The sequence below is a fragment of the Paraburkholderia ginsengisoli NBRC 100965 genome (genome assembly GCF_000739735.1).
GTDB classification, from domain to species: Bacteria; Pseudomonadota; Gammaproteobacteria; order Burkholderiales; family Burkholderiaceae; genus Paraburkholderia; species Paraburkholderia ginsengisoli.
Map to the genome: position 1 here is coordinate 979,358 of NZ_BBJF01000004.1, position 26,142 is coordinate 1,005,499.

21 protein-coding genes are annotated in these 26,142 nt (G+C 66.1%); 9 read left to right on the forward strand and 12 right to left on the reverse strand.

Going from position 1 to position 26,142, the window contains the following annotated elements:
• Positions 1-143: 143 nt before the first annotated feature.
• On the reverse strand, positions 144-467 hold the full coding sequence (locus tag BGI01S_RS08420; RefSeq protein ID WP_042324091.1) for a hypothetical protein: 324 nt from the start codon (positions 465-467) through the stop codon (positions 144-146).
• 265 nt (positions 468-732) lie between these two features.
• On the opposite strand from BGI01S_RS08420, the gene BGI01S_RS08425 reads away from it, so the two are divergent.
• The 3 genes from BGI01S_RS08425 (at position 733) to BGI01S_RS08435 (ending at position 2,493) form a co-directional block, all read left to right on the forward strand.
• Positions 733-1,452: a YdcF family protein gene (locus BGI01S_RS08425; RefSeq protein ID WP_408638614.1), complete on the forward strand. Its 720-nt coding sequence runs from the start codon at positions 733-735 to the stop codon at positions 1,450-1,452.
• A gap of 250 nt (positions 1,453-1,702) precedes the next feature.
• On the forward strand, positions 1,703-1,942 hold the full coding sequence (locus BGI01S_RS08430) for a hypothetical protein (RefSeq protein ID WP_042324096.1): 240 nt from the start codon (positions 1,703-1,705) through the stop codon (positions 1,940-1,942).
• Positions 1,943-2,235: 293 nt separating this feature from the next.
• Positions 2,236-2,493 carry a hypothetical protein gene (locus BGI01S_RS08435; protein WP_007182306.1) on the forward strand — a complete coding sequence of 86 codons (258 nt, stop codon included), beginning with the start codon at positions 2,236-2,238 and terminating at the stop codon, positions 2,491-2,493.
• Between the two features lie 128 nt (positions 2,494-2,621).
• On the opposite strand, the gene BGI01S_RS08440 is transcribed toward BGI01S_RS08435, so the two are convergent.
• Positions 2,622-2,912: a putative quinol monooxygenase gene (locus BGI01S_RS08440; protein ID WP_042324098.1), complete on the reverse strand. Its 291-nt coding sequence runs from the start codon at positions 2,910-2,912 to the stop codon at positions 2,622-2,624.
• Positions 2,913-3,474: 562 nt separating this feature from the next.
• On the opposite strand from BGI01S_RS08440, the gene BGI01S_RS08445 reads away from it, so the two are divergent.
• Complete coding sequence (locus BGI01S_RS08445) at positions 3,475-4,794, forward strand: EAL domain-containing protein (protein WP_232624360.1); 1,320 nt, start codon at positions 3,475-3,477, stop codon at positions 4,792-4,794.
• Positions 4,795-4,820: 26 nt separating this feature from the next.
• On the opposite strand, the gene arfB is transcribed toward BGI01S_RS08445, so the two are convergent.
• Positions 4,821-5,225, reverse strand: a complete 405-nt coding sequence (gene arfB, locus BGI01S_RS08450) for an alternative ribosome rescue aminoacyl-tRNA hydrolase ArfB (RefSeq protein WP_042324103.1) — start codon at positions 5,223-5,225, stop codon at positions 4,821-4,823.
• A gap of 186 nt (positions 5,226-5,411) precedes the next feature.
• Between arfB and BGI01S_RS08455 the strand changes: the two genes are divergently transcribed.
• Positions 5,412-6,053 (forward strand): VC0807 family protein, encoded by a 642-nt coding sequence (locus BGI01S_RS08455; protein ID WP_042324105.1) that lies wholly within the window; start codon positions 5,412-5,414, stop codon positions 6,051-6,053.
• Positions 6,054-6,139: 86 nt separating this feature from the next.
• Here the strand turns inward: BGI01S_RS08455 and BGI01S_RS08460 are convergent, their stop codons facing one another.
• From BGI01S_RS08460 to recC, 3 genes are read right to left on the reverse strand one after another with little or no spacing between them, the layout of a single operon-like run.
• Positions 6,140-8,326 carry an AAA family ATPase gene (locus BGI01S_RS08460; protein ID WP_042324107.1) on the reverse strand — a complete coding sequence of 729 codons (2,187 nt, stop codon included), beginning with the start codon at positions 8,324-8,326 and terminating at the stop codon, positions 6,140-6,142.
• Positions 8,323-12,021: an exodeoxyribonuclease V subunit beta gene (recB, locus tag BGI01S_RS08465; protein WP_042324108.1), complete on the reverse strand. Its 3,699-nt coding sequence runs from the start codon at positions 12,019-12,021 to the stop codon at positions 8,323-8,325. Before recB ends, BGI01S_RS08460 begins: the two co-directional genes overlap by 4 nt.
• Positions 12,018-15,407: an exodeoxyribonuclease V subunit gamma gene (gene recC / locus BGI01S_RS08470; RefSeq protein WP_042324110.1), complete on the reverse strand. Its 3,390-nt coding sequence runs from the start codon at positions 15,405-15,407 to the stop codon at positions 12,018-12,020. Before recC ends, recB begins: the two co-directional genes overlap by 4 nt.
• Positions 15,408-15,610: 203 nt before the next feature.
• Here recC and BGI01S_RS08475 point away from each other — a divergent pair, with 203 nt between their 5' ends.
• Positions 15,611-18,127: an FUSC family protein gene (locus BGI01S_RS08475; protein WP_042324113.1), complete on the forward strand. Its 2,517-nt coding sequence runs from the start codon at positions 15,611-15,613 to the stop codon at positions 18,125-18,127.
• Between the two features lie 58 nt (positions 18,128-18,185).
• On the opposite strand, the gene BGI01S_RS08480 is transcribed toward BGI01S_RS08475, so the two are convergent.
• Both BGI01S_RS08480 and BGI01S_RS08485 read right to left on the reverse strand, forming a co-directional pair.
• Positions 18,186-18,395, reverse strand: a complete 210-nt coding sequence (locus BGI01S_RS08480; protein ID WP_042324115.1) for a hypothetical protein — start codon at positions 18,393-18,395, stop codon at positions 18,186-18,188.
• A 257-nt stretch (positions 18,396-18,652) separates the two neighbouring features.
• Entirely contained in the window at positions 18,653-19,126 is a 474-nt protein-coding gene (locus BGI01S_RS08485) for an Lrp/AsnC family transcriptional regulator (RefSeq protein WP_042324117.1), read from the reverse strand.
• 138 nt (positions 19,127-19,264) lie between these two features.
• Between BGI01S_RS08485 and BGI01S_RS08490 the strand changes: the two genes are divergently transcribed.
• On the forward strand, positions 19,265-19,942 hold the full coding sequence (locus BGI01S_RS08490) for a cysteine dioxygenase family protein (RefSeq protein ID WP_042324119.1): 678 nt from the start codon (positions 19,265-19,267) through the stop codon (positions 19,940-19,942).
• A 59-nt stretch (positions 19,943-20,001) separates the two neighbouring features.
• Here BGI01S_RS08490 and BGI01S_RS08495 read toward each other — a convergent pair whose 3' ends face one another.
• From BGI01S_RS08495 to BGI01S_RS08510, 4 genes are all read right to left on the reverse strand, one after another.
• Positions 20,002-22,692, reverse strand: coding sequence for a mechanosensitive ion channel family protein (locus tag BGI01S_RS08495; RefSeq protein ID WP_042324121.1), 2,691 nt, complete (start codon positions 22,690-22,692; stop codon positions 20,002-20,004).
• 312 nt (positions 22,693-23,004) lie between these two features.
• Positions 23,005-23,652, reverse strand: a complete 648-nt coding sequence (locus BGI01S_RS08500; RefSeq protein ID WP_042324123.1) for an NAD(P)-dependent oxidoreductase — start codon at positions 23,650-23,652, stop codon at positions 23,005-23,007.
• 146 nt (positions 23,653-23,798) lie between these two features.
• The gene (locus BGI01S_RS08505) at positions 23,799-24,254 is read right to left on the reverse strand and encodes an Rrf2 family transcriptional regulator (RefSeq protein WP_042324517.1); all 456 of its coding nucleotides are present in this window, start codon (positions 24,252-24,254) and stop codon (positions 23,799-23,801) included.
• 87 nt (positions 24,255-24,341) lie between these two features.
• Positions 24,342-24,812, reverse strand: a complete 471-nt coding sequence (locus BGI01S_RS08510) for a hypothetical protein (RefSeq protein ID WP_042324125.1) — start codon at positions 24,810-24,812, stop codon at positions 24,342-24,344.
• 242 nt (positions 24,813-25,054) lie between these two features.
• Between BGI01S_RS08510 and BGI01S_RS08515 the strand changes: the two genes are divergently transcribed.
• On the forward strand, positions 25,055-25,636 hold the full coding sequence (locus BGI01S_RS08515; RefSeq protein WP_042324127.1) for a DJ-1/PfpI family protein: 582 nt from the start codon (positions 25,055-25,057) through the stop codon (positions 25,634-25,636).
• Between the two features lie 150 nt (positions 25,637-25,786).
• Positions 25,787-26,113 (forward strand): hypothetical protein, encoded by a 327-nt coding sequence (locus BGI01S_RS08520; protein ID WP_042324129.1) that lies wholly within the window; start codon positions 25,787-25,789, stop codon positions 26,111-26,113.
• The last annotated feature ends 29 nt before the right edge of the window (positions 26,114-26,142 follow it).

A 26,142-nucleotide genomic window follows, 5' to 3' on the forward strand; every position in this document is an offset into this window, starting at 1 on the left:
ATCCTTGTGATACGGGCTTTTTTTCGCGTGGACGATGGCCGCCGATGACGACGCGCCTGCCGCAGTGGCCGACGAGGAAGCAAAAGGCCACCGCCAGCCGCTCGATGCGACCGGAAAACAGGCTCGACGCCAGGCGTGGCAGACTAGGGCCGCGCTTCCAGAGCGGCGGTAGTCCGCACGTCGGCTGAGGCGACGACGTAGTCGTTGGTGCGCTGTGCAGTCCAGCTCAACAGACGCTCATCGTGCGCGAGCCGCGCAAACTCGGCTCGGCCCCGCTCGGTGAGCACGGCGATGTCGACAGGTGCATGAAAGCCCGGTGCCGGCGCGACGGTGCGCTGCCGAACGGTGTCCATCAGACCCAGCGCACGAAGATATTGGAAAACGCCCGGCCGTCTGGCCCATGGAACCTGGCGATATTGCGCTCGCCGCAGCGCTTCAAGTACCGCTTCGTTGGAATACGTGGTCATCTCACTTCTTTCTTAAAGTGCAGCTATGACACATCTATGCCCAACACGTCACCGCGCCACCAGTGACGCGCGTAGCACCCGCCCTTGGCTGGAAGCCGGCTGTATCTCGAGCAACGGCGATCCGCCAGGTGCTGCCTAGTCTCGTTTCGGAACCCCCGTCTGAACGGCATGTTAGCGTTCTGTCTACGAACCGGCGATGCAACCGCTGCGGCGCGATAGCAAGCCCGTAGATTTGTCCCGAAAGACATACGTTACCCCATTTAAATTGATTCTATTCACTTTATTAGCGCTTTTTTTTGCAGCAATCGTGCTATGGAAGCGCGCCAGGCGCCCGCTCGTCGTGTGCATGATCGCGCTGTTCTGGCTGCTCGCCGCCGGCTGGCTGACGGCACCCCTGCTCGCGCTCGTGCAGGCGCGCCCACAGAGCGCCGCGACCACCACTTTCGCGCCGCGCACCGCGATCATCCTGCTGGGCGGCGGCACCGTTTACGACGACGACAACGTGCTCGTGCCGCCGCGCGACGTGATGACCCGCATCAAGGTCAGCGCGGCGAGCTACGCCGCGTGCAAACAGACGGCGATCACTTGCCAGGTGATCGTCAGCGGCGGCAATCCGCAGCGCCATGACGCAACCGAAGCCGACACCTATCTGCCCTACCTGCTGCGCGAGCGGGTCCCGCGCGCGGACATCGTGCTGGAAAACACCAGCCTCACGACATATGAAAACGCGCGCAACGTCGCGGCGATACTCGGCCACTCCCGTTACGACGCGCTGATACTCGTGACTTCCGCGTATCAGATGCGGCGCGCGCTGCTCGACTTCCATCGCTTCGGGGTTGCGCCGCAGCCGCTGATCTCGAGCGCGCGGCACACACGTCTTGGTGTATTGCCGCGCTATGGCAATCTCGTGAATGCGGAAATCGCGCTGCACGAGATCGTCGGGATCGCGCAGTTTCATGTCTATCGCGCAATTGGCTGGTTTTGACAAAGTAGATGCCAGGACGGCACTTTAGTTAGAGATGCGAATTCTTTCAGTGGTGCATGTGCATCTCGCCTTGACCTATGCTTGTTAAGTCACCGCTCGGCTCGTGACGATCCCCCACTCACGTCGAGATGTAACAAATGGTTATCGCGGCAACAAGCCGCCTGCTGGAGCGAAGATTGCTGACTAGAATGCATTGTCTTTCCGTCTGGACGGGCAATACTCGGATCCACAACCATCTGCGGAGGTAACGATGAAAAGAATGTCCCTGGCAGTCCTGGTTTCCCTCGGTGCCGTCACGGGCGCGGCGTACGCGCAGGACAACGGCATCACGATGAGCACTGATCCGGCCAAGGTCGCCGACGTCGAACAGCGTGCGCAAGATTTGCAAAACCGCCAGCAGGCGATGCAAAGCGCGCCGGCCACGTCTGAAAAGCACCACAAAATGTCGCCGCATCACCGCAAGAAGCCAGCGGACGCTTCCAGTTCGTAAGCAAAGTCACACGGCACACCTACGGCCTCGCCGCGAAGGTGAAAAGCCGAAGCCGGCACCGCCGGTTTCGGCTTTTTTCGTTGTCTGATGGACGCGCAATGGGACGCGTAAAAAGCTGGCGACTTTGCGCCGCGGTCGGGGCGACGCGTTGGCGGCCAAATCCGCCCCTCGCCGCACTCTCCCCGTGAGCCGCGCCATGCCGCCGGCGCCCGGCTTTCGGTATGCTAAAGTCGCGCACCGACCGGCGCCCGCCGGAACCCCTAACCCGTGCGCACCCTGGTGCGGAGGACAGCATGAGCAACATCCAGCTAGATATCGAATGGACCGAAGCAGCATCTCGCAAAATTGAAAAACTGATGCCGCGCGGCGGTCAGGAAGCGTTCCTCGCGCTGCCGCCCGTCGAGTGCCTGCCGATGGAAGGCGACGTGCTGTTCCTCGGCCCGGACGGCAAGCAGCAACCGTTCATCGTCGCGGAACGGCAGTATCACCATGACGGCGATGCCGACTGGACCATCATCCTGATCCTCGACGTCCCGCAAGCCACGCATTAAAGACAAACGGCGAGCGCCGCGTGGGCCGGCTCCGGCCGCACGGCTGGCTCGCCGTTATGTGTGACAGTTCGCCTAAGCGCTCAGACAACGCTGAGGAACACTCCTCAGCCAAACACTCGCGCAGTGACTTACGCGATCTTCGACACGACGCGAATTTCCGCGTGTTCGACCCAGTCCGCGACGACCTTCTTATAGGCCTCGATGTGCGCGGATTTCGCATGCGCCGCGAGCGCCGCCTGACTTTCCCAACGCTCGACGAACACGAACCGGCGCGGCTCCTGCACATCGCGATGCAGATCGTACTGAAGCGCGCCGTGCTCCTTGCGTGTCGGCCCGACGATGCCTTCGAGCGCCTCACGCAATTGATCTTCATAGCCCGGCTTCGCCACCGAGATTGCGACCACCGCGATTTCCGACATGCCTGCACTCCCTTTTCACGAAAAGCAGGAGCATACCCGCCGTGCGCCAAACCTGCTGGCGACTGCGGCAGGCCTTCCCCCGAAGTGAACCGTCGACGGCTCGGCTCGGCTCGATAACCAGCATCAGCCACGTGCGAAAACAAGCGCAAAAGCGCACAGAAACGTATGAGCACCGTCCTGGCCTGGAGTTTGGCGGGCGGCCGCTGGGCGCCCTGCTACGCTCGCTCAATACAGGCCATTATTGCGATTGAGAATCGGTTTCGCACGAGGCAAGCGCGCGCGAAGACCGGAGAGTCAGGCCTGCGACGCCGTGCCGGATCGCTCTGGACGGCCGGTCGCGCAATACCTCCCGAGTTCCCGGCGTCTGTGATTACCCGCACATTCATGCGAATTGCAAACTGCTAGACTCGTTTTGACTAATTCCGCCGGAGTCCAGCATGGCTGGCATCGCTCTACGCGTTCCTGGGCTTGACCGGTTTAGCCCTGCTCACGCCGGAGCCATGCACCCGTCGCGCGCCGCATGGGTTCGCGCGCTCCGTTACCCGCTTGCCGCGATGACTTCATGTCCACCCTCCTGCCCGCCTCTATGCCATCTGTCACCGAAGTGACCCTCAGCGGCCTGCTCCCGCACCTGGTGCGCGGCGAGTCCGGCTGGACCGCGACGTGGCGCGCGCTGACTTTGCATAGCGTGTTCCAGCCGGTCGTCTCCATCACGCATCAATGCGTGGTCGGTTACGAGGGACTGCTGCGCGCCTTCGACCCGGTCGGCCTGCCGGTATCGCCCGAGGTGCTCTTCTCGGGCACCCGCTCGGCCGCCGATGCGCGCGAGCTCGACCGTATCGCGCGTTGTCTGCACGTGGCGAATTTCATGGAGCAAGGCATCACCAACGGCTGGCTGTTTCTGAACACGCGCCCGCAGGTGTTCGAAACCGGCTGGCCGCAGCGCACCTTTATCGACGAGTTGTCCGCGCATTTCGGTCTGCCGCAGGAGCGCATCGTGATCGAGGTGCTCGAGCAGCCCGCCGACGACGAATCCGCCGTCGCCAGCATGCTCGCGGCGTCGCAACCGCGCGACTTCCTGATTGCCATCGACGACTTCGGCACCGGCTTTTCGAACTTCGACCGCGTGTGGCGGTTCCGTCCCGACATCGTCAAACTCGACCGCTCGCTGGTGGCGCGAGCCGGCAAGCGCGAGGGCGACGATTCGATGATCAGCCACCTGATCGCGATGCTTCATCAGTCCGGCACGCTGGTGCTGGCCGAGGGAGTCGAGACCGACGAGGAACTGATGATCCTGATGCAGGCCGACATCGATTTCGTGCAGGGTTTCTGGCTCGGCCAGCCGAACAGGTCTGTGCAGGCGGCCTGCGCGAAAGTGCCGGCGCTGGTCGAGTCGATCTGGAGCAAGTTCGCCGATTACGAACGCGCGCACGCCGGTCATCAACGGCTCGGCTTCGAGGGGTTCGCGGAGGCGGTGCTCGCGGCCGCCGACACCTACAAGGCGACCGGCGATCTGCGTCAGGCGGCGCAAAAAGTGTGGCATCTGCGCGAAGCGCGCCGGGTTTTCATCACCGACGGACAGGGCGAGCAGACCCAGCCATCGGTGACGGCCGCGTCGGTGCCGCCGCCTCCGCTGCGGCTCGCGCCGCTCTACTCGGAGACGCGCAGCAACTGGTCGCGGCGCGCCTATTTCAGGCATGCGCTCGCCGCGCCGGGACGCGTCGCGATGATGGGGCCGCACTATTCGCTCGCGGACGGTCAGGATTGCTACACCGCGGCGATCGCTTTCGAACGTGACGGCACGCATGTGCTGTGCGTCGACTTCGTGCCGAACTCATCGAACGCGGATGCGCATCCGACCGGGCGCGGCGGCAAGCGCTAAGCGTTGGTCGTTAAAGGCTGATCGCGCTAGTCGCCGACGCGGCCGCGGCCGGCTTTGATCTCGCCACGTTTGGCCTTGCTGTCGAGGCGGCGCCGGTTCGACGCACGCGTCGGCCGGGTCGCGACGCGCGGCTTGCGCGTCACGCTGACACTTTCGATCAGTTCATCGAGCCGCGCAAGCGCCGCCGCACGGTTCATCTCCTGGGTGCGATGCTCCTGCGCCTTGATGATCACGACGCCGGCGCGGGTGAGCCGATGATCCGACAGCGCGAGCAGGCGCATCTTCAACACTTCCGGCAGCGACGAAGCCTGCACGTCGAATCGCAGATGGATGGCGCTCGACACCTTGTTGACGTTCTGGCCGCCCGCTCCTTGCGCACGCACTGCGGTCAATTCGATTTCGTTCGGCGGGATCGGATAACGGTGTGTCATGAGAGTGGCTTCGGCTCGGAGACGTAAGTGTACACAGCGGCTTGCGATGGGGTGTGGCACTGCGTGCGCGGTGATCGACAGGCCAGCCGCTATCGACCCGCCGGGCGGGAGCCGCCGGGAAAAACTGTTTGCACTGCGACGATCTGTTCCTCGATACTGCGCGTTTTGCTCACTGCGTAAATCCGCATGAAGATTCGTCCTGGTTTCGTGGTCGAGCTGGCCGTCAATTTTCTGCTGCCGTGGCTCGCCTACCGGTTCGCGCTGCCGCATGTCGGCGAGACCGGCGCGCTGATCGCGTCCGCGGTGCCGCCGATCGTCTGGAGCCTGATCGAGCTGGCGCGCTTTCGCCGCGTCGATGCGCTCAGCGTGATGGTGGTGGCCGGCATCGTACTGTCGGTCGCGGCGATGGCGTTCGGCGGCAGTCCGCGTGTGCTGCTGTTGCGCGAATCGCTGGTGTCCGGCGCGATCGGCGTGGTGTTCCTGCTGTCGCTGCCGATGCGCCGCCCGCTGATCTTTTACCTGGCGCGCGCCACCGTCGCCCGCGAGATGGAAGGCGGCGCCGCGCATTTCGAAGCGCTGTGGCGTGAGCGGCCGGGCCTCGCGTCGTCGATGCGGCTGATGACGCTCGTGTGGGGCGCGGGCCTCACCTTCGAGACCGCGCTGCGTGCGTGGATGGCGCTGACGTGGCCGATCGAGCGCTTCCTGATCGTCTCGCCGTTCATCGGCTACGGCATCTACGGCGGTCTCGCGCTGTGGACATTGTGGTATCGGAAAACGATGCGGCATCGCGTCGATGCCCGGACACGAACGGACGGGATCGTTAGCTGAGCCGGTGGTAGTTCAAGCGAGCCTGGGCGTTTGCGGAGCGTCGTGAGCGGAACCTAAGCGGGCTTCAGATTGCCGCACGTCACGACTCAAGCGCCGCCCCATACCTCCGCAATCCGCGCCGCCAATCCCGAATCCCGCTGCGTCGGCGTCGCAATGGCCTGCGCCAGCACCGCGCGCGAGCCGACCACCTCTACCCGCTCGCGCGCGCGAGTGATCGCCGTGTACACGAGTTCGCGCGACAACACCCGGCTGAACACCGACGGCAGCGTCAGCACCGCGTGCTCGAACTCCGAGCCTTGCGACTTGTGGACCGTCAACGCGAAAGCCGTGTCGTGCGGCGGAAGCGCCGCCGGCGATACCGCCCGCAGACCGCCGTCGCCGGTTCGGAAATACACACGCAGCGCGCCGCCCGCGCCCGGCAACGCAATGCCGATGTCGCCGTTGAACAGACCCAGCGCGTAATCGTTGCGCGTGACCATCACCGGACGCCCCGCGAACCACTGCGCACCCACCGCGAGCGTCACGCCCGCCGCGCGGCGCACCTGCGCGGCCATCGCCGCGTTCACCTGATCGACGCCACGCGGACCCGAACGGGTCGCGCACAAAATGCGGAAGCGGTTCAACGCATCGAACAACGGCAACGGGTCCGGGGTGTCGGCGGCGAGCGCTGAGGCAAGCGCTTCGGCGTAAGGCGCGAAGCCTGCGGCGAGCCGCGCGACCGTGCGCTCGGCCAACGTCGCGTGCGTGTCTTCGTGCAGCGCCGCCGGGCATGCCTCAGCGGGGTCGATCTGCAGCACGTCGAGCGCCGCGTTCGCGGAGCCGCTGCGGATCGCGAGCGATAGGCGACCGATCGGCGATTCGAGGCCGAACCGATAGTTGCGCTCGAGCCAGACGACGCAATCGGCCAGTGGACTTTGTGCGCCGGATGGAAACGCGGCCGCAGAAAACCGCCGCGACGAGCGCATATTCTCGACCGGTCCCGCGCTATCGAACTCGAACAGATCGTCTTCGGGTGGCCGGTCGAACGCATCCGGTTGCGCGGCGTGCGCAAACAGATCGTCGGGCGGCGCATCGAAATCGTCCGACGCATCGAACGATGCGAAGAAGTCGCCGGGCCTTTCGTCGACCTCGCGCGACACAGCCGGCAATGCCTGCGCGAGCCGCGCCTCTTCGATGCCGAGCGCCGCCGCGATCCGCTGCACGCCGCCCGACGTGAAGGCCGGCCGCGCACTGAGTTCGGCGAATACCGCGCCGGCTTCGACGGCCGCGAGCTGGTCCTTGTCGCCGAGCATCACGAGACGCGTCTGCGGGGCAATTGCGTCGAGCAGATGCGCGGCCATCGCGACGTCGATCATCGACGCCTCGTCGATCACGACGACATCGTACGGCAGCGGATTGTCGCGATGATGGCGGAAGCGTCCCCCCGGCCCGGAGCCGAGCAGACGATGCAACGTGTAGGAAGTCTGCGGCAAACGCGCAGCGAGTTCGGGCGGCAGATCGCCGGCGCGCGCAAGCAACGCTTCCTGCATCCGCTGCGCCGCCTTGCCGGTGGGCGCGGCTAGCGCAATGCGCAGATCGGCGCGCGCGTCGAGCAGGCACGCGAGCACGCCGACCACCGTGGTGGTCTTGCCGGTGCCCGGTCCGCCGCTGACGATCGTCAGCCGCCCCGACAACGCCATGACCGCCGCGACGCGCTGCCAGTCGACTTCGTCGTCCTTCGGCGGACCGAAGTAACGCAGCAGACGCGCGTGCAGTGTTGCGGCGTTGGCGTGGGCACCGCCTTCCAAAGCCGCCGCCGACGCATCGCGCTTATCGACCCGCGCATCCGCCAACCGCGCATCACCCCCGCTCGCATGCGCCACCAGCGAGCGCGCAAGCCGCCGCTCGTAGTCGTAATACCGCGCGAGATACAACCGCCCTTGCCCGTCGATCACCAGCGGCCGCAACGCCGCCGCGCTCTGCGAACCCTCGCTCGCCATGCCGCTCGCGAACAGCGCCGCGCGCACTTCGGCGCGCGATGCCTCGAAGCGTCGCGCCAGCACCGCAAGCGGCACGCATACGTGGCCTTCAGCCGTCGCGCGGCTCGCGGCGAACGCGCCCCGCGCCGCCCACTTCACCGCGTCGGCCGACGCGCCGCCGCGTCGCGCAAGCATACCGATGCGGCGCGCAAAACCTTCGGCAAGCGCAATACTGAAATCGGCCGGCGCGGGCAAGTTCACGCCGAGTTCTTCGAGCTCCAGCGGCGTCGACGGACGCTGTTCGAACGTGCTCATGCGACGCCTCCGATCATCGCCGCGTCGAGCAGTGCCACGAGTTCGAACGCGGGCCGCCGCCTATGCACGCCGGCGGGCGCATCGCCGTCGCGCCATTGCGGACGCACGCCGCGCACGAACAGATACAGATACCCGCCGATGTGCGTGTCGTACGAGTAGTCGCGCACCCGCGTTTTCAGATAGCGATGCAGTGCGACTGTATAAAGCAGCGCCTGCAAGTGATACGCGTGGCTCGCCATCGCCGCTTCGAGCGGCGCGGCGGCGTAATCGGCAGCCGTATCGCCCAGATGGTTCGACTTCCAGTCGACGATCCAGAAGCGGCCGTCGTGCTCGACGATCATGTCGATAAATCCTTTGACGAAGCCGCGCAACACGCCCGGCTCCAGCGCGACATCGGGATAGCCGTGTTCGATCAGCAACTCGCGCAGCGCGGGAAAATCGAGCGACGGCGCGGCAAACAGAAACTCCAGTTCGTTCAGACGCCGGCGCGGATCGAGCTCCGCCAGCCTCATGCCGGGCGCGAGTTCGGTGGCAACGACATCGGCGAGCAGGTTGTGCATCATCGCCGGCAGACGCACCGCGAGTTCGGCCACAGCGGGCGCGGGCCGCTCGCGCAACGCGCCGCGAATCGCATCCGTCCACGTGTGCGGATCGGTGAAGTCCGCGAGTTCGAACATGCGATGCAAACAGTCGCCCGCCGCGGCGCCGCGCGGGAACGCGAGAATGTCGTCCTCGGCATACGACGGCGCTTGCGACATAGGCGCGCTCAGCGGGGCGGGGATCAGCGCATCGGCGATCTCGTCGTGATCGGGCCGCACGTCTTCCGCCGGCGCGTGCATCTCCTCCGCTTTACCGCCGGCCGCGATCAGCCCGCTGAAACTCGCCATGCGCCACTGATCGCGCAGCGGCCTGCGATTGGTCCGCGCCTGCCGATGCGCGCCCTCGTCGTGAAGACTCTCCAATGGCGTGCGGCGCGTCACCGACGGCAACGCCTGCAACGTGATCGGGCCACCGGCCAGCGCCTGCCAACATGCGCTCAACGTGGCTTCGTCGGGCGGCTCGGCGAGCCAGTCGTCGAAGCTGTGCCCGCTGCCACCCACCAGCCAGTTCAGCACGCTGCGGCGCGACTCTTTGGTCGAGCGCGATGAGAGGTACGTCCCCGCGACCAGATAGCAGCGATACACCGCGCGCGTCAGCGCCACGTACACGAGCCGGGCCCGCTCCGCCGCCTGCTCGCGCATCGCGTAACGCGACGCGCGCTCGGCTTCCTCGTCGTCGCAACCGTAGTGAAGCACCGCTTCGCCCGCTTCGTCGTGATACTCGCGCGCATCGGGCAAGCCGGACGACGGCGGCTCGCGCAATCCGCCGTCGTTCAGAAACGGACAGAACACCACCGCATATTCGAGTCCCTTCGATTTGTGGACGGTGACGATCTGCACGAGGTTGCGGTCCGATTCGAGCCGCAACTGCGCGTCTTCGCCGCCGCCCTGCGCGCGTTGCGCGGCGAGCCAGCGCAAGGTCGGCGCGATGCCCGGCTGCGTAGCGGCGCGCGCCTGCACGAGTTCGGCCAGATGGTTCACGTTCGTCAAACGACGCTCGCCATCCTGCCCGGCGACCAGCCGTTGCGCGACGCGCAGTTCGCGCATCAGCGTGCGCCACATCACCGCGAAGCCACGCTCGTGCCACAGCGTGCGAAAACGCGAGAAGCGTTCGACCCAGCCCATCGCGTCGGCCGCGTGCGCGGGATCGTCGGCAACCGACGGCGCGTCGGCAACCTGCTCGAGACGCCACAGCGCGGCGGCGTCGAGGCCCAGCCAGTCGGTGGCGAGCGCGGCGCGCAAGCGGCGCAGATCGCCGGGTGTGTCGACGGCGGCTAGCACGCGCTCGATCTGCTCGGCGTCGAGCGTCGCGAACACCGACGCCTGCGCGAGCTCCACGCTGCCGACGCCCCACGCCGCCAGCACGCGTTTGATCAGACTGCCCTGCTTGTGCGTTTGCACCAGTACCGCAATGTTGCCGGGCGCGAGCGGCGCGTCGCCGATCGTCACCGTGCCTTCACGCGCGCCACGCAGCAAGCGCACGATTTCGGCGGCGCACGCTTCGCTCGCTTCGCGTTGCGCGTCGCGCTTGGTCAACGCTGCGTCACCTTGCGGCAAGGTCCAGATACGGAAGTCGCCCGCGTCCGCGCCGGGGTCGGCGAACGGCGGCCGGCGTCGCTCGCCCGCGCGCACCGGCTGATAGTCGAGGCCTTCGAGCACGAACGCCTGCGGGTTCGCTTCGAACAACCGGTTGCACGCCTCGACGATCGGCGCGGTCGAGCGCTGGTTGACGGCGAGCGTGTAGCACGCCGAGGCCGCCGCGCGCGCGGCGAGATACGTGTGCAGATCTGCCGCGCGAAAACTGTAGATGGCCTGCTTCGGATCGCCGACCAGGAACAACGGACCGGCCGGCGCGAAGATGCGGCTGAAGATCGCAAACTGCAGCGGATCGGTGTCCTGAAACTCGTCGATCAGCGCAGCCGGATAACGCGCGCGCAACGCATCGGCAAGCCAGGGGTGAGCGGCCAGCGCGCGATACAGGTTCGACAGCAGATCGTCGAAGGACACCACCCGGCGCGTGCGCTTGCGCGCCGCGAGTTCGGCGGGCGCGTAGTCGAGCCACGTCTGCACGAGTTCGAGCCAGCGCGCGCGCTGCGCGGTTTCGGCCGCGACCACGGTGGCCGCCAACGCTTCCGCGTGTTCGAAGAACGGATGCTCGGGTGCTTCGAACTTGACCTTGGTGGCCTTCTTCAACGCGGACACGGTCAGCTTCAACGCGGCGCGCGGCGGTGGCGCATGGCAGTCGCCCTGCGCGAAGTAGTCGCTCCATGCGGCGATCGCGGCGCTCACGTGATCGGGCTTGTGCGTGGTCTTGCTCAAACGCTCCTGCGCCTGCGTAAGCAGCGCGACGATCGCGTCGCGCTCCGCATGCCAGAGCGCGCACGCGGCATCGAAACCCGCTTGCGGATCGGCGTGGCCGCCGCTTGCGTCGATGGCGCCCCAGCGCAACTGCGCGAGCGGCTTCTTCAGACGCCGCGCGAGTTGCTCGTCCAGCGATGCCGGTCCGGCGCGCTTGGCCACCAGCCACGCGGCGAAGGCAGGATGCGCGTGGGCCACCGGCTCGACCTGCTCGCGCCAGAAATCAGCGGCCATTTCGAAGCGCAATGCGGCGTCGTCGGCTTCCATCTCGAACGCGAACGGCATCGCGGCGGCGAACGGCGCTTCCTGCAACGCGCGCTGACAGAACGCGTGAATCGTGTGAATCGCTGCCTGGTCGAACGTGCGCAGCGCGCGGCGCACCACCTTCAACGCGGCCTCGCGCTCGATGCCGCGCTCCGGCGCGAGCGTCGTTTCAAAGAGCCGCTGGATGAACGGATCGCCACCGTCGTCATCCATCTCGATCGCGCGATGCAGCTCCGCGAGACGGCCGCGAATGCGCTCGTGCAATTCGGCGGTCGCCGCCTTCGTGAACGTGACGACGAGGATCTGATCCGCGTTCAGGTTCTTCTCGAGCAGCAAGCGCACGTACAACGCGCAAATGTTCCAGGTCTTGCCGGTGCCCGCCGACGCTTCGATCTGATTGACGCCATCAAGCGAACAGGCGAAGACGTCCAGTTCTTCGGCGACCAGCGCGTAACTCTGCACGGCGCCGCTCATGATGCGCTCCGCAGATGCTGGATCAGCGGCTTGAAGACGATCGACGCGAGGCTGCCGAACGGTTCGTCGAGCGTGAGCGGTGTGCCGCGCAGCGCGATGCGCAACGCGGGGTCGTCGGACTCGCCGCGCACGCGGTCGTTGATCCAGACGCCCTGCGACGCCGACTCGCTTTCACTGACGCGCGTCCATGCGCTCTTCGGGAAAAAGCGCAGCGGCAGCATGCGCCCTGCCCTGAACAACGCGGCAAGCTGCGCGAGTTCGTCGAGCGGCGCGGCCACCGGCGTGAGCTCGAAACTCTCGCCGCTGCCATGCCACACGGTGCGGCGCGGGCCGTCCGGACGCGCCGCGCAATAGACCAGATGCGCGAGCCACGCGGACAGATAGTCGCGCGCGGTAGCCTTGGCGTAGCGAAAAATCACTTGTCCCGTTCCGGTCAGCAGGTTCAATGTGCCGTGCAGTTGCAACGGCGTTTGGGCGGCCTCGCGCAGCGCCGCGTCGTGCGGGCCGAACAGCGCGCCGGCGAGGTCGGCGCTAGCGGGCCAGCGCGGCGCGATGTCGAGTACGAACGGCAGACGCTCGACGCCCGCCGCCAGCTCGCTGCGCACGCTCGTGGCGAGCTTGTGCAACGCGCCGAGTTCGAGCGCGCGCCACACCGCACCGGTCGCGCCGCCGGGCAGCTCGGGACTCGCCGCGGCGACGCGGCGGACGCGCTCGAACATGGCCTCGTCGTCTTCTTCGGTATCGGTGTCGAGCAGCACGGGCAGCAAACGATCGGCGAGCGCATCGCGTCCCGCGTAGTCGAGATCGAACGGTTCGGTGTCGACCAGTTCGCCCTGCGCATCCGACAGCACGATGCCCAAGCGGTCGCGCAACAGCGAGCGCGCCGGATGACGCCAGAAGCGCACGAATTCGTCGAACGCGACTGGCGCCGCGTCCTCCGGCGGCAGCGGCTTGTCAAAGAACGGCGCGGCGGCGGGATGGTTGGGCGCGGCCAGCAGCGTCGCCAGTTCGGCGCGATCGCTGTTGTAGGTGAACAGCTCGGGCTGCGATGAGAAGTAGTCGGATGCGAACGCCTGCAACGGATGATCGACGACGAACGCATGCCGTGCGCGCTCCACCTCGGCCGGACTCGCGTCCGCGCCCGCCGATGCCTGCCCGAGATAATCGAGCAGTTCGTCGACGAGAGCCGCTGGCGGCAGCGGCGCGTTATCGCGAATGCTGCGGCCCGTGTACGCGATGAAGAGCCGCTCGCGCGCGGCGAGCAGCAGATCGAGAAACAGATTGCGCTCGTCATCGCGGCGCTGGCGGTCGCCGGCTTTGCCGAATGCGGCCATCAGGTCGAACTCGTCGGCGCGTGCGAGGCTCGGCAGCACGCCGTCGTCCATGCCGAGCAGACAGACGATGCGGAACGGCAAGCCGCGCAAGCTGGTGAGCGACGAGAATGTCACGCTGCCCCAAGGCACGCCGCCGCGAGCGGGGTCGTCGAGCGCTTCGGTAAGCGCGCCGCGTACCACCGCGGCGGGCAGCATCACATCTTGCGCGCCGGCTTGCATCGCGTCGCTCATCTTGTCGATCGCGTCGCGCACGGCGGCGAGCGAGTCCGCAAATTCGACGCCGCCGTCGAAGCACTGACCGAGCGTTTCGAGAAGCAGCTGCGACCAGTCGGCGGGCGTGCGTTCAACTGCGCAGCGGGCCGCGAAACTATCGATGTCGTCGACAAAACGCGACAGGCGGCCGAGCAATTCGGCGTCCGAGCCGTCCGCGCCTTCAACCGGCAGCCACGCATCGACCGGTTCACCACCGTCGGGCATCGCATAGCCGAGGTACAGCCGCGTCAATGCATCCGAGAACGTATGGCGGGCAATCGGCACGTGTTCGCCGGTCGGTTCAAGCGGCGCGAGGCCGCGCCGCGCACCGGCTGCGGCGAGCCATTCCTGCGCGGCTTCGAGCGAGTTCGCATCGATCCCGTAACGCACGGCGATCGCATCGACCCGCAGCCATTCGATCAGCTCCGGCGCGCCCACGCTACGCTCGGGCAACGCCAGCCACTCCAGCAACAGACGCGCGACCGGATTGGCCTGCGACGGCGGCAAGCCGGTGATCCGATACGGAATGCGGCGCGTGTCGCCCAGGGGCGTGGTGCCGAATACCGCGTCGATCAACGGGCCGGCCGCAGCGAGATCGGACACGGCGACCAGCACGTCGGACGGCTGCAAGTCGTCGAACTCGTCAAACCAGCCGAGCAGCCGGTCGTGCAGCACTTCGAGCTGCCGCGACAGGCTGTGGCAGACATGAACTTCGATACCGCGTTCGATCGGCCACTCGTCGGCGTCGGCTTCGAGGCGCAGATCGAGAATGCCGTTCTGCACGGCGGCGAGCCAGCTCGGCTCCGCGTTCTCGGTGAAGTCGCCGGTCTCGCCAGACGCGGCGCTCTCGGTCAACTCATGCAGCATGTGCAACTGCGCCTGCGTTTGACGGCCCCATTCGGCAAGCAGCGGATGGCCCACTTCCTGGTAGTCGAGCTGGCCCGCGGCGTCGAGGGCCTGCACGCGCCCTTCGCTCACCACGTCGAACCAGAACTCGCGGCATGGGTTCATCACGTACAGACGCACATCGACCCAGCGCGACAGCGCGCGCAACAACGCGACGTGCAGCGGCGGCATGGTCGGCAGCGCGAACACACTGACCGCTTCGGGCCATTGCGCGTTCGAGATCGCTTCGAGATCGAGCGTGCCGATTTCCTCCAGGAAGCGATACGCGGGCGGCAACGCGGCAGCAGACGTCTGCGCATTGCCCGCGACTTGCGCCAGCTCGCCGAGCACCGCGCGCCACAACGCGGCCTGCCAGCGTTCGTCCTCACGCGCCGCGTCGCTCGCGCCGGTCAGACGCGGACCGTTGTCATCCGCCGCGCTGCTCGCGAAGATCGAGCCGCCCTTTTGCCATTGCAATAGCCACTCGGGGCGATAGGTCAGATAGTGGTCGAGCACGGTCGCGACGCGCCGCGCGAGTTCGTAGCGCATCGACGCGTCCGCCGCGTCGAGATAGGTGCGCAGACGCGGCGACGCATTCCACGGCAGCGCGTCACCGGTTTCACCGAGCAGCCGGTAGCAGCGCCACACGAGCCGGTCAGGTGCGAACGGCGAATGCCTCGGCACTTCGATCACGCCGCCGATCTGCGCCCACAGCCATTGCGCGAGATAACCAAAGTTAACGTTCGCGCAGATGCCCTGACGATTCGCGATATCGAGCTCGAGCCGCCGCCTCACCGCCGCACTCGGAACGATCACCGGCTGCGCGGTCCACGGATCGGACGGCGCGTGCGCGAGGTCGTCGAGCAGTGCGCCGACAAGCGTTTCATAGCGGTTGGAGTAGAAAAGCTGGAGCATGGATTCCGGACGAGACGTGGGGCAATTGCGCGACGCGCGGGCCGCGTCGGGCATTGAAGCGACAGCATAACAAACGCGCTCCCAGGGCAGAACCTGGCCAAACGGACGAGGTCGAATCCCCTGCAAAATAAGTTAGACTCGACGGCAGTTGCGGTCCGCCCCTTCAACCGTGGTTTGCTCTGTGAATGGAATCCAGGTAGTCGATGCGCTATTCGGTTGAAATAAAAAAATTCCTCTACAGCCAGTATTTTTATGGCGGCCTGCGTATCGCGGTCGGCGTGTCGTTACCGGCGCTACTGTGCCTGATCGTGTTTCACAATCGCGAGCTGGGCTTCACGATTGCCACCGGGGCGCTCGGCGCATGCGTCGTCGACATGCCGGGCCCGCTCAAGTACAAGCACAACGAGATGCTGGCCTGCACGGTGATCGGCTTTCTATCCGCGCTCGCCACCGGTCTCGCCACCGTCAACCCGGTCGCGCTGTGGTGCACGGTCGTGCCGCTCACGTTCCTGCTATCGCTGATCGTCGTGTACGGCAATCGCTGGCCGCAGATCAGCTTCGCCACGCTGTTCATGATGATCATGACGCTGGAGGAGCACTTCACGCCGATCCAGGCGCTCATCAACGCGTCGTGGATTCTGCTGGGCGGTCTCTGGTATACGTACTGGTCGACCTTCGTGAGCCGCTGGATGCTGCATCGGATCGAGCAGCAGGCGCTCGCGGAAAGCGTGTTCGCGTGCGCCGACTATCTGCTCGCGCGCGCCGCGTTCTACGATCTCGACAACGATCTGGACGAGTGCTACCGGAACCTCGTCGACAAGCAGATCGCCGCGGTGGAACGTCAGGACGCCGCGCGCGATATCGTGCTGCGCAATCTGCCCAAGCTCAAACGCGGCAAGCTCGAACCGCGCCGCGCGATGCTGTTCAATCTGTTCATCAATACCGTCGACCTGCACGAGCTGTTCGTCGGCACGCACACCGACTATTCGCTGGTGCGCAGCACGTTCGGCGGCTCCGATCTGCTGGTGTTCTACCGCGATCTGATTCGCAAGGCCGCCGAGGATCTCGAGGAAATCGGCCTCGCGGTTTTGCAGAATCAGGCGCCGCGTTCGCGTGTGAACGTCAAGGCCGAACTGCGCGCGATCGAGTTCGAAATCGAACTGATGCGCAAGCAGGAACTGCCGGCCCAGAACCCCGAAGCGTATTCGGCGGTGTCGTCGAGCTTCCGGCGCATCTGGAGCGCCACGCGTCTGATCGACAAGATGCGCAAGAGCCTGTCGAGCGAGCCGAGCGCGACCGAAACCGAGTTGCGCATCGACCAGGCATTGAGCCGCTTCGTGTCGAGCCGCCGCGTGCCGTTCGGGCAGATTTTCTCGAACCTGACGATGGCCTCGCCGAGCTTCCGCCACGCGCTGCGCGTGACGATCGCAGTGGCCGTGGGTTTCTGGCTCGGCCGTCTGCTGCCGCTGACCAACGCGTACTGGATCGTGATGACCACCGTCATCATTCTGAAGCCCGGCTACTCGCTCACCAAACAGCGCAACGGGCAGCGGATCGTCGGCACGCTGATCGGCTGCGCGGCGAGCATCGCGTTGATCATCTTCGTCAAGGAGCCGCACATCGTGATGGTGGCGATGTTCGCGTCGATGGTGATGAGCTACAGCCTGCTGCTGTTCAACTACACGGCGAGCGTGGTGTTCACGTCGTCGTACGTGCTGCTGCTGTTCCATCTGCTCGCGCCGGGCAGCATGCGCATCATCGGCGAACGCGCGATCGACACCGTGGTGGGCTGCGCGATCGCGATTGCCGCGAGCCATCTGTTCCCGTACTGGGAATACCGGTTGATGGGCAAGCTCGTCAACAACATGATCAAGGCGACGCGCCACTACCTCGAAGCGAGCTGGTGGTGGAGCGGCAAACCGGCCGCCGCGGTCGTGGCCACCGTGACCGAAGCCGGCGCGCGCGCTGCGGCCGCGGCGATGGCCGATCCGGCAATGGAGTTCGCCGGGCCCGCGCTGGCGACGGCGGGTGGCGACGTCGGCGCGGCGGCGGGCAGCGCCGCCCAGATGGGTGCGGACGCGGGCGCCAACCCGGGCACCAACGCAGGCACTCACTCAGCCAATAGCACACCCAACAACGCCGGCACCACCACGGTCAGCAACGCGACCGCACGACCGGCGGCCGGCGCGTCCGCTGCCGCCACGGCGGCGGCGACGGCACTCGAGCGCGACTACAACTACCGGCTCGCGCGCAAGAACGTCCACGTGGCGTTCGCCAATCTCGGGCAGGCGTTTCAGCGCATGATGCTCGAACCGAAGTCCGCGCAGATGTTCGTGCCGGAGCTGAACGGCCTGCTGGTGCGCAGCCACGTGCTCGCGTCGCAGATCACGGCGGCCGCGCCGCTGCTGCGCACGTCCGCACAGCAACGGCAGCAGGTCGAGGATGTTTCGCTACAACCGTTGCAGCGCGCGCTGAGCATCGTGCGCGACAATCTCACCGAAGCGGAAGCCGGCACACCGGTACCTGCGGAACAGGCCGAGCAGATCAAGCTGCTCAATCGCGATCTCGATGCAATGGTGGTCGAGGCGGAGAAGTCGCCGGACTATTCGGCCGATGCGGTGCATGACATGAAGATGCTCGCTCATCAGTGCAAGCAGATGCTGACGGCGGCCGCGCTGATCCGCAAGGATGCGAGTGTGATCCGGCTGCCGAAGGAATGAAGCGGAAAGCGCCGGATACGATGTGCGGCGCGGCGCGCTTGCCGATGACGCGCGCCGCTTACTGCGCGGTGCCGCTTGCGGGCTTGATGGCGGTCGCCGCTGCGGCCGCTTCCGATGAAATCGACGGCGGCGTCGCGTTCTGGCTGTCGAATTCGCGCTTTTCCCGAATCGCGTTGTAGGTGATCGTGCCGATCACCAGCAGTATCGCAATCACGATAAAGACGGCAACGCCAAAGGTCGGGTTCTTTTTGCGCGGCGGTTTGTTCATGAGGCGGGCTCGGTTCGCGAAGCAGTTGCGAATGATGTTCGGGAAGGCGGCATTCTACGCTTGGTCAGCTTGCACATGGCTTGCAGTGGGAGCGCCAGAGAGCGGCGTTGGCCTCGATCGGCTGCGGCTGGCCATGTGGTGCCAACGCGGTCAAGCCGCACGTTCGGCCAGTCGGTTCGCGCATCACAGCAATGCGGACCGCCCCTTCGACGCAGCAAGCACCGCACCTGCTGACACGCGGACCGCATGCATCGTCTCTACGTCACCGCCGACGACCGCACCGGCAGCGCCGTCGAATACTTGATCTGCTCCATCGCGAAGCTCGAACTCACGTCGTAGAGCGGCACGGCGGCGATCAGCAGTTTGTAGATACGGTCGTAGTCGTCGATATCGGACACCACCACGCGCAGCAGGTAGTCGGTCTCACCGCTCATCCGGTACACCTCGACCACCTCAGGAATCTCCTCCACCGCGCGCGTGAAGGTTTGCGCCCAAGCCTCGGTGTGCTGGTTGGTACGCACCGCGACGAACACCGTCGTCCCCACCCCCAGCTTGCGCGCATCGCACAGCGCCACCTGCGCGCGGATCACGCCCGCTTCCTTGAGCCGCTGCAGCCGCTTCCAGCAAGGCGTTTGCGACAGATTCACGCGCTGCGCCAGTTCGGCGATGGGCATGGTCGCGTCTTCCTGCAACAACTCCAGCAGCTTTCGGTCGATGATATCCATTCCCACGTTCGCACCCTCATAGGAAATTATTCTACTTTTGAGCCCTCCGAGGGGAATTATATGGAAACTCTTTCTCCGGTCAAACCGGTATAAATATCGCTGTCCCCAAGCCTCAACAAGCAGCGCCGCCGCTGCGCCATCACCATGAGCCACAACCTCCGCGCCACCTCGTCCGACCGTTCTTGCGACATGCTGCCGCCTCTGCCATCTCTGCCGCAAACGGCACGCACACCGTCCCAAGCGCCAACGGAAACGTCTTCGCTCGATATACTCCGCGCGCCGCTCGCGCGTCTGTGCGAGACCCTGGACGCGATCTTCGAAGCCTGCGTGAGATTTCCCGAGCCATCGGACTCGACCTTCTTCGCGCGCGGCATGCGCCTCGCGCTCGCCGAGGCGGCCTCGGACCCGGCGTTGCTGACGCCGGCGCAGCGCGAGGGTTCGACGGACACGTACCGGCGTCATCTGCTGGCCGCCGATCCGCACGGCCGCTATGCCATCGCCGCGCTGGTGTGGCAGCCGCGCCAGGCGAGCCCGGTCCACGCGCATCATACGTGGTGCGGTTACGCGGTGCTGGAAGGCACGTTGAGCGAAACGATCTTCGAATGGGACGGCGCGCGGCATTGCGCCAGCGCCGCGCGCGTGCAGGCGCGCAAGCCGCGCGCGGTGTCGTTCGTGCGCGGCGGCCGCGGCGGGATTCATCGGCTAGGCAATTGCAGTGACGCGCCCGCCGTCTCGTTGCATATCTACGGCGTCCAAGGCGCGCAGCTCGCCACGCATGTGAACGACCTCGTGCGCGTGGCCGACTCGACGATCATGGCCTGAGAGACCTCATCGCGGTGTGGCTTGGTATGGCGTGATCCGCCGCGCCGCCGGCTCCTTCATTACCCCTTCACGCCCGCTTCGCCGGCAGTCGGAATCTGCGGCGGGGTCGGCGCGGTGCCGGTCAACGGCGGTGCCGGACGCGGCTCGTGCGACACATCGCGCGCCACCGCGAGCGGCGCATGCGCGGCGGCCGACGCATGCGCCCCCCGCGACGCCGCTCCCGCCGCTCCCGTCTCGACCGGCTGATGTGCATGCACATGCGCGTCGGCGGGCACGATGACTCCGGTCATCTCGTCGTCCCGCAAAGGCTGCCCCTCGCTATCCTTCGACGACGTATAGACCCGCATCTGCGGGACCGGAATCTCGATCCCCGCTTCGTCCATCTTGCGTTTGAGCTGCAGATTGAACGCGCGCGCCACGCTCCATTGCTGCAGCGGCCGCGTCTTGATCTGCCCTTTCACGACCATCCAGTTCGGATCGAAACGGTCGAGGCCCCACACCTCGATCGGTCCGAGCATTTCGCGCCGGTAACGGAAGTCGGCCATCAGATCGGCGCCGACTTCGCGAATCAGTTGCGTGATGTGATCGACGTCGGTGGAGAACGCCATTCGCACTTCGAACACCGCATAGGCGAAGTCGCGCGACAGGTTCTTCACGATCTTGATCTGCGAGAACGGAATCGCGTGAATCGCGCCCTGGCCGTCGCGCAGACGCACGGTGCGGATCGACAGATGCTCGACGGTGCCCGCATGGCCGCCGTCCACGTCGATCCAGTCGCCCACCGAAATCGTATCTTCGATGATGATGAACAGGCCCGTGATCAGGTCGGTCACGAGCGACTGCGCGCCGAAGCCGATCGCGAGACCGATCACGCCCGCGCCCGCCAGCAGCGGCGTGACGTTGATGCCGAGATTGGCCGCCGTGACGATGCCCGCGATCGTCATGATGGAGACGAGCAGCACGTTGCGCACGAGCGGCAGCATCGTGCGCGCGCGCATGCTCGGACTGCGTGACTTGTTGCGCGGTCCGCCCGGATTGAGCGCCTCGGTGATGGCGGTGTCGACGAGAATCCACAGCAGCCACGCGATGAACACGGTCGCGACGATCGCCGTCACCGCATGCGCGATGCCGCGCGCGGCGACGTTCTTCTCGACCACCGCCGCAAGCGACACGCCCCACAAACGCGCCGCGAGTTCGAAGAAGAACAGCCAGATGAAGAGCGTCGACAGCGTGCCGAAAAAGCGCAGCAGCCGGGTCAGATACGGCGAGCGGCGCCGGGCCCGCGCGCTGCGCGGCCGCGTCATGCGCAGCACGATCGCCGACAGGAAAAACGCCAGCACCAGCAACAGCGCGGTCACCACCGAAATCTGCAGCACGTTTTCGCTGGAACCCGAGCCGCCGAGTGTCGCCACCACCGACGCCGTCGCCAGCACCAGCACGGGCACGTGCCAGAGCGCGGCAAGCACGTCGAATGCATCGGTCGCGGCCTTGTGATGATTGCGCTGCTCGTACGGCCGGTTGCGAATCAGATGCGCGACCGGCCGGCGAAACGCGAGCGCGAAATAGCCGGTCAGCACCGCGGCCGTCATGTTGGCAGCCGTCGAGATCAACGCCGCGAGGTTCGAGCCGAGCTGATGCGCGACGTCGTAATTGACGGCCGCGTCGCCGAGCGCGCCGCACACGCCGACCGCGAACAGCAAACGCCGCGCGTGATCGATCAGCAGACGCACCGCGATGCGCCGATGCCCCGAGCCGAACAGCGAGAACATGATCAGACAGATCGCCGAAAACACCGCGCCCGCGACGATCGCATAGGCCACCACCATGCCGAGCGTGCGGCCGAGCGCATCGGGCATCGCGCGCACGAACAGCAGCGCCGCGACGAACGCGATGATCCACGGACCGACACGGCGCAGCGCGAAAATCAGCAGCTCGCGCGTGGTCGGATTCGGATGCAGCTCCATCACGACGCCGAACCGACGGTACAACCGGTGTTGCAGATAGATCAGCGCACCGGCGCAGGCACCCCAGCCGGCGAGCATCGCGAGCATCGAGAACAGCACGCGGCCGAAGCTCTCGCGCCCCTGCCCCGAGATGATCGTGTACAGCTCGTTGCCGGCCGCATTGAAGCGGCCGCCCCAATAGCGCACCGGCGTGCGGCCCTGATGCACGTCGGCTTCGAACGACGCGATGCCCGACGCGATCGCGCCCAGCAGGCCGGGGCTCGGTTGCGCGGGCGCGGGCGGCGCGACGTTCTGCGAGACGTCGCGCAGCTTTTTCAACTGGGTGACGAGCGCGGTGCGCTGGCGATCGTTGTCGAGCGTGGCGATCACGCTGTCGAGCGAGCGCGCCAGTTCCGCCTGGCTCGCCGGTGACGGCGCGGACGCCGCGTCCGGGGCCGAAGCGCCCGATGCGGCGGGTGCGGGCGTCGCCGTTGCGCTATTGATCAGGCTCTGCAAGGCCGGGATGACGGGCGTGCTGGTGGGCGCGCCGGCGGCTTGGGCAGAGGTCGGCAGCCCGACGGCGCAGAGGATCAGCGCGACGCACATCGCGGCGGCCCATGTGCCGAACCATGCGGCGATGCGCGTGCGCGGCCTCCGCGACAAAGCGGAGCGCGCAGTCAGGCCCACACCGGCGTGCGCGCCGGAGGCGGTCGGGTCGGAGAAAAAATGAAGGACGGCGCGAGTCGCCGGCTGCCCGCCGGGGGACGGCGTAGCCTCGGCCTCACGCCGCAACGGGCATGACTGCATGGCAATCCGTAGGAAAACGGGAGACGCCAGTGTAGCCGCAGTTTTGCCCGGCGCGCCCTAACATGCGTAACCGAATGTTAGGGCGCTTGCGTGGGGTTCGAAAGCGCAGCAGGGGCGAAGGTCGATGCTCCCCGCGCCGGCGTGTCTGAATGTCGACGCTGGGCGGCGCTAGCTTTGCCGCGTGTCGGCCGGGCGTTGCCGCGTCGATGAGTAGCTGCCGTAGACGAGCGCGTCAAACACTCGCCTTCCCTGCGGTCACTGCAACAAACTATGCACGCCCACGCGGCGTGCCTTCGCCGGCCTCAGTCGACCTCAATAAGCGACCGTCGCGATCTGGCGCACGAACCGCCCCTGCTCCAGTTCATCGACGAACGCGATCGCATAGTCTTCGGCGGAAATGCGGCTGTTGCCCTCGGCGTCGGCGAGCAACGCGTTCGCGCCCGTGCGGAACTTGCCGGTGCGCTCGCCCGGCGCGATCAGCGCGGCCGGTGCGAAGAACGTCCAGTCGAGGTCCGTCACGCTACGGTAGTACTCGAGTACGTCGCGATGCGCGAGCGCGATCGGCTTGTACGCGTCGGGAAAACCGTCCGTGTCGACCAGCTGCTTGCCCGGCGCAACCTCCAGCGAACCGGCACCGCCCACCACGACGAGGCGTTTCAGACCTGCCGCGCGCACGCCTTCGACGAGCGCGTGGGTCGCCTTCGTCAGCGTCGCGAGATCGTCTTGCGGCGGCGCGTACGCGCTCGCCACGACGTCGTGGCCGCGCACCGCGACGCCGACGCTCGCGGCGTCGAGCAGATCGGCCTGCGCCGCGCTCAGATTCGCGACATCCGTCGGCACGCGCGCCGGATTGCGTGCGAGCGCCGTCACGTGATGCCCACGGCCGGCCGCTTCCGCCGCGATCCGCGAGCCGATCATGCCGGTCGCACCGAACAACGCGATCTTCAGTTGCTTGCTCATTTTCCTGCTCCTGTGATTTGCTTATATGTAACTATACCGATTACATATATCGCGTAAAAAAGAGGGGCGTGAGCCCCCGTCTGTTTTTCTCGGGCGCGTGTGCTGCCGTCGCCGCCCACGCCCCCTTCGATACTGCTCCATTGCCGTCATCCGTGCGCACGCCGCTTACGCTCACGTTGCTTCTCCGCGCGCACCACGTCCGCTGTGGCGTCGGCCAGCGTACGCGCGCCGAGCGACGCCTCCATTGCCTGCTGCGCCTCGTCGATGACGCCGCGCAGCACGCTTTGAATATTGCGCCCGACCATGCACGCCGGATTCGGCTCCTCACGATGCAGCGCGAACAACTGCGCATCGTCCACCGCGCGATACACGTCGAGCAGCGTGATCTGGTCCGGCGTGCGAGCCAGCAGCGCGCCGCCGCCCGCGCCGAGTTGCGACCTGGTGAGGCCGGCCTCGGCCAGCATGGTCAGCAACCGCCGGATCAACGCGGGATTCGTATTCACGCTGCCCGCGATCATCTCCGACGAAAGCGGCACGCCCTGCTGCAACGACAACAGCGCAAGTACGTGAACCGCAAAAGCAAACCGGCTACTCGTATTCACAGCGAACCCGTCCGGCGACCACAATGTGTAACCATAGTAATTACATTTAACGCAGCCGTCAAATGGCTGAACGGACCGGAGCGCATGTCACTTGTCCATCTGCTTTTGCGCGTCGACGGAATACGACGACGATGAAGCCGCCGCGCTCGTCGACGACGCCGAATTCTGCGCCGACCATTCCTGCAATTTTCGCCCCGCCGATTCGAGGCCCTGGCCGGTGAGCGACGCGGCCTTGCCGAGCTGGGCGTGGGTCGCGCTCGCCGCGCTTTGCAGATTGGCCTGCGCGCTGGAAGCGAGGTTGCTCGGGTCGATCCTGATCGACGGCGCGGATGCGGATTCGAGGTTCTGCTGGGCGGCAGACTTGGTCGCATCGACCTGTTGGCCGACGTAGCTCGCGGCCTGATCGAGCTTCTGGCCGGCGAGCTGGGCGGCGTCGTTGAGCTTGCCCGCAACCTGCCCCGCCGACGCATCGTTCTTCTGACACGCGGCCAGCGCGCCGAAGACAACGGTCACGACCGCCACGCGGCGCAGCAACGATGAATAGAGAGATGAAGTCATATTTGAGTGTGAGCCGCGTCGAGCGGCTTCCGCTTGCGAAAACGCGCTCATGATACGCCGTTGCGTCGCTCTCACTCGCGGCGGTCGCGAGGAAACGCGCTCGCGCCAGGCGGCACGCCATGCAAAGCGGGCGATTGCGCGCGCCGTCGCGGTTCTGTCAAACGCGTTGGGGTAGACTGCCTGAGCATCTATGACAGGCGAAATAGGTTCGCCGTGTTCCGTTGATCAACTGGAGGCATACGATGGCGGCAAAGAAGATTCTGTTCCTGACCGGCGACTTCGCCGAGGACTATGAAACGATGGTGCCGTTTCAGGCACTGCAGGCGGTCGGCCATGTCGTCGACGCGGTCTGTCCGAACAAGAAAGCCGGCGATCGCATCAAGACCGCGATCCACGATTTCGAAGGCGACCAGACCTACACCGAAAAGCCCGGGCACCAGTTCACGCTGAACGCGTCGTTCGACGACGCCGATCCGCGCCAGTACGACGCGCTGGCGATCGCCGGCGGCCGCGCGCCGGAGTATCTGCGACTCAATCCGAAGGTGATCGACGTCGTGCGGCAATTCGCCGAGGCGGGCAAGCCGATCGCCGCCGTCTGTCACGGCGCGCAACTGCTGGCAGCCGCCGACGTGATCCGCGGCAAGCGCATTTCCGCATACCCGGCCTGCGCGCCCGAAGTGAAACTGGCCGGCGGCGAATACGCCGACATTCCGGTTGACGCCGCGATCACCGACGCCAATTTCGTCACCGCTCCGGCATGGCCCGCGCATCCTGAATGGCTGCGTCAGTTCCTCGTGCTGCTCGGCACGCGCATCGAACTTTAAGTCGCCGCCAGGCCAGACGGCGAGCGCCCTGCCAACGCGGCACCGGGCGTTCGCCGGGTCGAGGCAAAACATTTCGCAATTGAGATTCGTCCGATAGCTCGCAGCGTCAAACATTCCTATAGTCGCGGCTGACTTGGGAGTGCTTTTTCGATGGAACTGATCGACTGGATCGTCATCCTCGCCATCACGTTGATGGCCATTGCTTTTTTCTGCGCGCGCTCGCCGGCTCACTGGTCGCGCGACAACCGCGCGCGACGCATAGCCGGCACGCGTCTGCTGGCGCAAGCCGCGTGTTCGATCTGGGCAGCCTTGTTGATCGGCGCGCGCGGCCTCTTCACCATCGACGGTTTTGCCGGCGTGCGTCCTTCGCCGCTGGAAATATTCACGGGCGTCGTCGTTCTGGTTGTTTGCGGCTGTTACTGGTCGATTCGCGGCAGCCAGTTGCTCAAACCGCGCCGCCTGTTCGCCGCGCATTGAGCGGCGTGCCGATTAGCCTGGATTAGCGC

Bases quoted from the DNA above. Each gene is read 5' to 3' on its own strand.
- BGI01S_RS08420 (WP_042324091.1), bottom strand. From the start codon at position 467: ATGACCACGTATTCCAACGAAGCGGTACTTGAAGCGCTGCGGCGAGCG.
- BGI01S_RS08430 (WP_042324096.1), top strand. From the start codon at position 1,703: ATGAAAAGAATGTCCCTGGCAGTCCTGGTTTCCCTCGGTGCCGTCACG.
- BGI01S_RS08435 (WP_007182306.1), top strand. From the start codon at position 2,236: ATGAGCAACATCCAGCTAGATATCGAATGGACCGAAGCAGCATCTCGC.
- BGI01S_RS08440 (WP_042324098.1), bottom strand. From the start codon at position 2,912: ATGTCGGAAATCGCGGTGGTCGCAATCTCGGTGGCGAAGCCGGGCTAT.
- BGI01S_RS08445 (WP_232624360.1), top strand. From the start codon at position 3,475: ATGTCCACCCTCCTGCCCGCCTCTATGCCATCTGTCACCGAAGTGACC.
- arfB (WP_042324103.1), bottom strand. From the start codon at position 5,225: ATGACACACCGTTATCCGATCCCGCCGAACGAAATCGAATTGACCGCA.
- BGI01S_RS08455 (WP_042324105.1), top strand. From the start codon at position 5,412: ATGAAGATTCGTCCTGGTTTCGTGGTCGAGCTGGCCGTCAATTTTCTG.
- BGI01S_RS08460 (WP_042324107.1), bottom strand. From the start codon at position 8,326: ATGAGCACGTTCGAACAGCGTCCGTCGACGCCGCTGGAGCTCGAAGAA.
- recB (WP_042324108.1), bottom strand. From the start codon at position 12,021: ATGAGCGGCGCCGTGCAGAGTTACGCGCTGGTCGCCGAAGAACTGGAC.
- recC (WP_042324110.1), bottom strand. From the start codon at position 15,407: ATGCTCCAGCTTTTCTACTCCAACCGCTATGAAACGCTTGTCGGCGCA.
- BGI01S_RS08475 (WP_042324113.1), top strand. From the start codon at position 15,611: ATGCGCTATTCGGTTGAAATAAAAAAATTCCTCTACAGCCAGTATTTT.
- BGI01S_RS08480 (WP_042324115.1), bottom strand. From the start codon at position 18,395: ATGAACAAACCGCCGCGCAAAAAGAACCCGACCTTTGGCGTTGCCGTC.
- BGI01S_RS08490 (WP_042324119.1), top strand. From the start codon at position 19,265: ATGAGCCACAACCTCCGCGCCACCTCGTCCGACCGTTCTTGCGACATG.
- BGI01S_RS08495 (WP_042324121.1), bottom strand. From the start codon at position 22,692: ATGCAGTCATGCCCGTTGCGGCGTGAGGCCGAGGCTACGCCGTCCCCC.
- BGI01S_RS08500 (WP_042324123.1), bottom strand. From the start codon at position 23,652: ATGAGCAAGCAACTGAAGATCGCGTTGTTCGGTGCGACCGGCATGATC.
- BGI01S_RS08510 (WP_042324125.1), bottom strand. From the start codon at position 24,812: ATGACTTCATCTCTCTATTCATCGTTGCTGCGCCGCGTGGCGGTCGTG.
- BGI01S_RS08515 (WP_042324127.1), top strand. From the start codon at position 25,055: ATGGCGGCAAAGAAGATTCTGTTCCTGACCGGCGACTTCGCCGAGGAC.
- BGI01S_RS08520 (WP_042324129.1), top strand. From the start codon at position 25,787: ATGGAACTGATCGACTGGATCGTCATCCTCGCCATCACGTTGATGGCC.